This is a genomic window from Gammaproteobacteria bacterium, assembly GCA_013696315.1.
Lineage (GTDB): Bacteria > Pseudomonadota > Gammaproteobacteria > JACCYU01 > JACCYU01 > JACCYU01.
Map to the genome: position 1 here is coordinate 1 of JACCYU010000223.1, position 6658 is coordinate 6658.

9 protein-coding genes and 1 pseudogene are annotated in these 6658 nt (G+C 62.7%); 4 read left to right on the forward strand and 6 right to left on the reverse strand.

The features are described from left to right. A partial coding sequence (locus tag H0V34_13095) for a DUF2064 domain-containing protein (protein ID MBA2492582.1) occupies positions 1–276 on the forward strand: 276 nt, incomplete at its 5' end. Here H0V34_13095 and H0V34_13100 read toward each other — a convergent pair. Beyond that, complete coding sequence (locus H0V34_13100) at positions 273–812, reverse strand: PD-(D/E)XK nuclease family protein (GenBank protein MBA2492583.1); 540 nt, start codon at positions 810–812, stop codon at positions 273–275. The two genes, H0V34_13095 and H0V34_13100, sit on opposite strands and share 4 nt — an antisense overlap. A 562-nt stretch (positions 813–1374) precedes the next feature. Between H0V34_13100 and H0V34_13105 the strand changes: the two genes are divergently transcribed. The 3 genes and pseudogenes from H0V34_13105 to H0V34_13115 all read left to right on the forward strand — a co-directional run bounded on the left by H0V34_13105 (position 1375) and on the right by H0V34_13115 (position 2184). Next, complete coding sequence (locus tag H0V34_13105) at positions 1375–1644, forward strand: GlsB/YeaQ/YmgE family stress response membrane protein (GenBank protein ID MBA2492584.1); 270 nt, start codon at positions 1375–1377, stop codon at positions 1642–1644. 92 nt (positions 1645–1736) lie between these two features. Beyond that, on the forward strand, positions 1737–1943 hold the full coding sequence (locus H0V34_13110; GenBank protein ID MBA2492585.1) for a hypothetical protein: 207 nt from the start codon (positions 1737–1739) through the stop codon (positions 1941–1943). Positions 1944–1975: 32 nt separating this feature from the next. Further along, positions 1976–2184, forward strand: a pseudogene (locus H0V34_13115) (YqaE/Pmp3 family membrane protein). On the opposite strand, the gene H0V34_13120 reads toward H0V34_13115, so the two are convergent. The 5 genes from H0V34_13120 to H0V34_13140 form a co-directional block, all read right to left on the reverse strand. Then, positions 2185–3108, reverse strand: coding sequence for a lipid kinase (locus tag H0V34_13120; protein MBA2492586.1), 924 nt, complete (start codon positions 3106–3108; stop codon positions 2185–2187). It abuts the pseudogene before it with no gap. A 167-nt stretch (positions 3109–3275) separates the two neighbouring features. Then, positions 3276–3929, reverse strand: a complete 654-nt coding sequence (locus H0V34_13125) for a glycosyltransferase (GenBank protein MBA2492587.1) — start codon at positions 3927–3929, stop codon at positions 3276–3278. Further along, positions 3926–4525 (reverse strand): class I SAM-dependent methyltransferase, encoded by a 600-nt coding sequence (locus tag H0V34_13130; GenBank protein ID MBA2492588.1) that lies wholly within the window; start codon positions 4523–4525, stop codon positions 3926–3928. The genes H0V34_13125 and H0V34_13130 overlap by 4 nt, the downstream gene beginning before the upstream one ends. Next, positions 4522–5181, reverse strand: coding sequence for a PIG-L family deacetylase (locus H0V34_13135; protein MBA2492589.1), 660 nt, complete (start codon positions 5179–5181; stop codon positions 4522–4524). The genes H0V34_13130 and H0V34_13135 overlap by 4 nt, the downstream gene beginning before the upstream one ends. A gap of 89 nt (positions 5182–5270) precedes the next feature. Beyond that, positions 5271–6275, reverse strand: a complete 1005-nt coding sequence (locus tag H0V34_13140; protein MBA2492590.1) for an acyl-CoA dehydrogenase — start codon at positions 6273–6275, stop codon at positions 5271–5273. Between the last annotated feature and the right edge of the window lie 383 nt (positions 6276–6658).

Below are 6658 nucleotides of genomic sequence, written 5' to 3' on the forward strand. Positions count from 1 at the left end.
GCGCTGGCCGGTGGCGTGCCGGTCGTGCTGGGACCGGCCGAAGACGGCGGCTATGTATTGATCGGCATGCGCCGTACGACGTTAAGCGACACGGCGACGCGCGCAATTTTCGAACACATCGCCTGGGGGACGCAAAACGTGCTTAGACAGACCCGCGCGCGTCTGCGCGCGCACGGGATACCCTGGCGCGAACTGACAACGCTGTGGGACGTGGACCGACCGCCTGACCTGGCAAGACTGCGCGCGACGGGCTTCTCGATTTCCGGCTTGGCCTAATCAGCGGGCCACTCGCGCCAGCCGTCCGTAATCAACGGATAAAACAACGCCGCCCTGATCGGTCTCGATTCGAGAGTGTGCATCAGCGCCGCGTAGCGCGCTAGCTGCGGGCGATAACGCTGCTCTTCTTCGCGCAGAAATTTATCGATGTCGCCACCCTCGTGCGTGCCGGTTTTGTAGTCGATGATCCAGCGCACGCCATCGGCGTCCACGAAGGTGCGGTCGATCTTGATGTTGACCAGACGGCCATCGACATAACCGGTTAGGGCATATTCCTGGCGCGCCCGCGAGTGGCCGGCGGCGAACAGCCAGCGGCCCCGCTCGCTGCCGATGGTGTTGAGCACCGCCTGCTCGAGCCTTTCCACCGCGTCGGTGAGCGGCGCTTGCGGCACGCCAAGTGCTGCCAGCAGCGCGCGATGCGTGGACGACGAAGAGCGGATACGCACGCCGCCCGGGGCATCCATGCCTTCGGCGGTGATGCGCTGCAGCACGCGATGCACCACCACGCCCACGTGTCGCGCGGTCTGGCCGGCCACAGGAATTCGACAACGCAAGACGCGGCGTTGCCTGGAGTCTGATCCCGCATGGCCGCGTGTTCAAAACCGGCGGGCAGCGGCGGCGTGTCCCAGGTCGATGACAAGCGGTGGATTCCGGCCCCGGGAGTTTTTAGCGCCAACGAAAGTTGTTGTGCATGCACATTCAATCAGTCACATCGCCGCCGTCGTCCAGTTTCTCAATGTTCCATGCGTCCCCGCGAGCTCGAATGAAGGCGGCGATTCTATGACGCCACGCGACAGGATACGACGCCCATAGTTAACGAATTCGGGGTTGACGAGGCCGGTGTCGCTAAGGGCATCGTCACGTCCGCTGCCCGGTGCGGGCAAGGAAGCAGTCTACACAAAGAAAGTGCTGTTGCTCGATGTGGGCCGATTTGCCTGGTGGTTGTTCCAAAATCGCTCGCATAAGAGTAACTTAGCGCGAGGCCATACACGGCTGGTGGCTCCACGGTGGGGCCGCTGCAATCGATAAAATGATGACACACGCGCACGACAACAACGTAATCATTTCCGGGGCGACCCGGCGACAGGAGAGTTTATGATCAATTTCATTCTGTGGATCATCATCGGCGGCATCATCGGCTGGCTGGCGAGCCTCGTCATGAAGACCGACGCACAGCAGGGCATACTCCTAAACATCGTCGTCGGTATCGTCGGTGCGTTTCTTGGCGGCCTGCTGCTCTCGCCACTGTTCGGCGTCGCCAGCATGGGCCAGGGCAATTTCAGCATCCCGGCCCTGTTTATCGCGTTTCTCGGCGCGGTGATTCTGCTGGCGATAGTCAATCTAATCCGCCGCGGCAGCGTTCGCTGATTTCGGTCGACCCACTGAGTCGCCCATTTCCACAAGATCGAAATCGAAGCGCCGCCGCAACCGACCGTGCGCGCGAAGCCATCGAGAAAGACATGCAGGGCGCGGGTGAGATAGAAGGACGGATACGGGCAAGCATCTCGAATGCGGACGAGTCCATACGCCACTCCGCGCAAGCGGAGCGGTGGAAATCGCGAGACCTCTACTGGGATCTGTCCGATTTCGTTCGCGCGTATCCGCTTGCCGCCGTCGGAATCGCGTTCGGCGCCGCCGTGGCAGTCACGTCGCTGTTGAGGCGTTAAACCTTGGATGCCCAGCACTAAGGCATCCTTGCATGAACATCATCCGTAATATTCTGACAATCGTCCTGACGCGCTCGGCATATTTCTGCAGGTGGGCATCGGCCTGCATTTCTGGCTCAATATATTGCTGACCCTGCTGACCCTGCTGAGCTACATTCCCGGCATCATGCACGTGCTCTGGTGTAAAAAAACACGCCGATCGAAGCCGCGAACACCCGTCGCGCGGCGCGCTGGCGGATGATCATCCATGGGGCGACGATTGCTCGGGCGCGTCCAGGGGCGTCAGCACGGCAACCGCCTTGCGCAACACCTTGAAACGCGCGGGTGTCCGCGTGGTGATCTCGCCGTCGGTATTGACGGAGCGCGGGCGGCGGGTGCGAATTTCCACGTCCGTACAACTGATGGCGCGCACCTCTTTCCACATGCCGTGCCGGCCGCTGCGAAAGGCCGGATATACCAGCGCCAGTTTCCACAAACGGCCGAATTCCAGGCTGTAGAGATCGAGCCGGCCGTCGTCAATCACGGCGCCCTCCTTCACCGCCATGCCGCCGCCGTAATATTTGCCGTTGCCCACGGATATCTGCAAGGTGCGCACCTTGTGCGTCTCGCCATCGTAACGGAGCTCGGCCGAGAAGGGTCGCATGCGCGAAAGCGCACGGCCCGTGGCCACCGCATACCCCAGCCTGCCCCAGCGCTGCTTCACGTCGTGCGTCAGTTCGTGCGCCATGCCGACACTCAAGCCCATGCTGGCGACATTGAAAAAAGGCTGACCGTTGACATCGCCCAGATCGATGCGTCGCACATGACCATCGACGATTACTTTCGCCGCCGCGCGCAGATCAGGGGGGATGCGCAAGGTGCGCGCCAGATCGTTGGCGGTACCTAGCGGCAGGATGCCAAGCGGCAGATCCGTTTCGATCAGCGCGGGCGCGGCGGCGTTCAGGGTGCCATCACCGCCGCCCAGCACCACCAGATCGACCTTGTCGCGCAAACGTCGAATCATGGCGGCAAGTTCATCCGGCGCCACGCAGTCCTCGCGCCGCAACTGGATGCCACCGCTTTCAAGTACGTCGATGGCGGCATCGGCCGGACCCTGGCCCTGACGGCTTTTGCGGTTGATCACCAACAATGCGCGGCGCGCGCTGGACGGCTGCGGTCGGCTCATGCGCCTACTGAAGTGTCGCGGAGACGCGCCGTTGGCCCTTTGATGAAGATGATGCTAGTAAACACCAGTCAAGAATAAAGCACTTGCACGCATCGAACTACCGCGCGAGCCCGATAAAACGAGGCGCCGCGGAAGTCACCGACCCGCTCGACCGGCTTCGTTCGAACTCAGGCGTTCGCCCATACTCTCAGCTGCTGGCCAAATCCCTCGGGCGCGCGGCTGTCGAGCCGGGCGCTGGTCACTACGCGCGGCGCCGTGCTCCAGGCAATGCGCGCGCCGTCTGCTTCCAGCGCCCGCACCAGATGCACGTCTTCATGCGCACACAGCGGCGGGAAGCCACCGGCACGCCGATAAGACTCCGCCCTCATGCCCAGATTAGCGCCATGGATATGCCGGTGGCCTTCCGCGTTGACGTAATGCGCCTCAGACATCATTCGAACCACGCGCGGCACAAACCGCCAGCTGCTCACGGAAACTGTGCCGCAGACCACATCCGTTTCCAGCGCAAGTTGCGCCACCAGCCAGTCCGGCGCCACGTTGCTGTCCGCATCGGTGAAAGCCAGCCAGCGCGCACCCGCCGTCAGCAGCAAGTCGGCGCCGGCTGCACGCGCAACACCCACGTTTCCGGCATCGACGTTGATAACAAACACGGGCCTGCGCGCGGCGATGTCGGCGGAACGATCAAGACAGGCGTCCAGCACGGCTACAATCTGTACCGCTTCGCCGTTCAGTTCAGGATGGCTCGCCGCCTGAATTAACGAATCCAGACAAGAGCCTAGCCAGGCTTCTTCATTATGAGCCGGAACTACCACGCCGATCATCTTAGATTTTCTGCCTGCGCCACCGAGCGATCGTCCCGCGACCAGAGCTCGAGCAGAAAGTCATCTTCCTCATGACGCAGCAGCCGCGGCAGATTGATAGTCCGGTCAATCAGTGCATGAACACCATCGCCGGTCAACGGGTAACCGGCGACCACAGGCCGCCAGTGACACGCCAGCAGGACGCCGCCCGCGCACAGCGCATCAACCGCGCGCTTGAGAATAGTGGTCAGGTCTTCGGCACTGAAGTAATAACCGATCTCGCTCAAGACGATCAGCTCGAATGTTCCGGCGGGCCAATCGCCAGGGAGCGCGCGATGCTCCACGCGCACGTGCGGGTAGCTCGCCAGACGCCGACGCGCGGTAGCCACCGCGTCCTTTGCACAGTCGCAGGACAGGAGCGCGTCGCAGCGTTCGGCGAGCGCCGCGCTCAGCTCGCCGATTGAGCATCCCGGTTCGAAAACAGACGCGTAACGCGGCCGGGCAAGCGCCGCCAGAGTCAACCCGCGTTTGCGGGCTTCATACCAGCGCCGTCTGAAATCCCAGGGATCTTCATGCGTCGCATACAGCTGGTCAAAATAGTCACTGGTCAGCGTCACAGGAGAAATACTTCATAAGAGCGGAGCAATTTCGTAAGCACGAACGGGGCCAGAATTGCTTTCTCACCGGTCAATAAATCGGGCTCGAGCTGACTGGAAAATGCCGCCACCGCGCTGCGTTTACGCTTCAGGGTCGCGCGCTCGAGCAAGACTTTGCGGGCACGTGACCAGGGCACACGTTCATCTCCTGGCGCAGCCCAGTGCCACGCCCAGATCGGAAACTCGACCAGACGCACGCCCTTTGAACGGGCCGCCGCAGCCGCCGCGCGACCGACCGCCTCGTGATCCGGATGACCATCGCCGCGCCAGGTGCTGAACACTACGTCGCCCTGTCGCAAATACGCGTGGATGAAGCGTGAGAGTTCGGCTTCATGTTCACCGACCGCGCCATCGGGAAACCCTGCCCGAATCTTTCGCACAGGGTTCAGTCCGAGGCGCCGTAAAGCCTTTGTGGTTTCATAATGTCTGACGGTCGCGAGCCGCGTTGGCGTCCAGCACGAAGAGCCGGGATGACTGGCGCCGCCATCGGTCACGGCGATCAGCAGCATCCGGCGCCGCAATTCAGCCAGTTGAGCAAGCAAGCCGCCGGTACCGAGCACTTCGTCATCGGGATGCGGCGCGATAACGACCGCGCGGTTGTGCGCGGGCACCAGCATGCCGGCCTCAATGCGGGAAATTGAGCGCAGACCTGACCAGCCCGCCCAGACGGCCGCGGGTGTGCCTTCGCCGGTGATCGGTACCGGGCTCACAGGCGCCAGCCCGGCGAGGCGTCCTGCGCGGCAATCCGCTCGCCGAGCGCGGCGAGATCACGCTCGGCGTGGCTCTGGCGCATGAACACGGGCAGGTCCGCCATCAGGCTGGCGAGGCGTGGATTCTTGCAAAACGGGCCCGCGCCCAGTGCGCGTCCGACGTGACTGAGGACTGTCTCGGCCGCATCCTCGATCACCGCCCGCGCGCGCAACGCATACAATGACGCATCTGCATTCGGGTGCCTGTCGATCCAGTTCGCGCACTCGCGAAGCGTCGCGGCGCCCGCGGACAGGGCTGCGTCCGACGCGCCCAGATGGGCGAGGCCATGCGCGTCACTACGCACAGCGGATTGCGCGCGCAGCGTCTCGCCCAGCGCCGTTGCGGCCCCGTACCAGCAGGCCGCGATGCCGGCGCCGCCCTGCCAGAAACCTGGCCGCATGACGTAATCGCCGGGCTGCCCGACAACAGTGCCATGCGCATTCTGGAACAACACCTCGACGCTCGCGGTCGCGCGCATGCCAACCGCCCGCCAGCCCTGGTCGGTGACACGCACACCAGGCTGGCGCAACGCCACCGCGGCCAGACATTGCTCCTTACTATCGTTCCACACTGTCATCAGCGCGTGACTTAACACGGGCGCACCGGAGCACCAGGCCTTGCGGCCATTGAGCTGGATTTCGCCGTCTGTGGAACCTGCCAGCCGCACCCGCGCGGTGGGTGGTTCGGCCGCCCACATGCCCCAGGTACTGCCGGCAGGCGCCGGTGCGGCATTCAACTCGGCCATGATGGCCAGCGCGTCGGTGTGACCTTCGTAAAGTTTCAGCAACGACAAATCATACCCGGCGACCTGCGCAAGCGATTGCCAGCGCGCGAGGGTTCGCCCATGACCAGGCAAGGGCAACCGGTCGAGGTTCGCATCGACCATGGCCTGGAGATGGCGCCCCAGGTCACCCACCGTATCAGCCGGCAGATCGGCATTTTTCAGATAATCTTCCGGCAGTGAAAAATTACTATTGCTCATCTTTCAGGATTATATTTGGAGGCTTGATGAAGCTTTATTGTGCAACAATTTCATCACTCCAGACCTATCTGGAATAATTTTGGCACACGCCTTATTGAGACTTGCATAATAAGTGAACGATTCAAAGCGACAATTCGGCTTGTTGCCAGAAGGCTCGTATCGAGGTCGAGCGGCGCTGCATGGAGGCGAGCCGTCGCCGGGCGAAGTGGGTAAGCTGTGCGAAGTCCGCGGCACAAAGTCCGCGGCACAGAAGTTCGCGACCTCATGCGTTTTCAGGTGGGCCCAGACATATTCAACCGGATTGAGCTCCGGGGCGTAGGCCGGCAGCCGCTCGATCTGCACTGCACCCCGTTGCGTCTCAA

What these genes read in the sequence shown, in the direction of transcription:
- H0V34_13110 (MBA2492585.1), top strand. Translation starts at nt 1,737, where the DNA reads ATGCAGGGCGCGGGTGAGATAGAAGGACGGATACGGGCAAGCATCTCG.
- H0V34_13120 (MBA2492586.1), bottom strand. Translation starts at nt 3,108, where the DNA reads ATGAGCCGACCGCAGCCGTCCAGCGCGCGCCGCGCATTGTTGGTGATC.
- H0V34_13125 (MBA2492587.1), bottom strand. Translation starts at nt 3,929, where the DNA reads ATGATCGGCGTGGTAGTTCCGGCTCATAATGAAGAAGCCTGGCTAGGC.
- H0V34_13135 (MBA2492589.1), bottom strand. Translation starts at nt 5,181, where the DNA reads ATGCTGGTGCCCGCGCACAACCGCGCGGTCGTTATCGCGCCGCATCCC.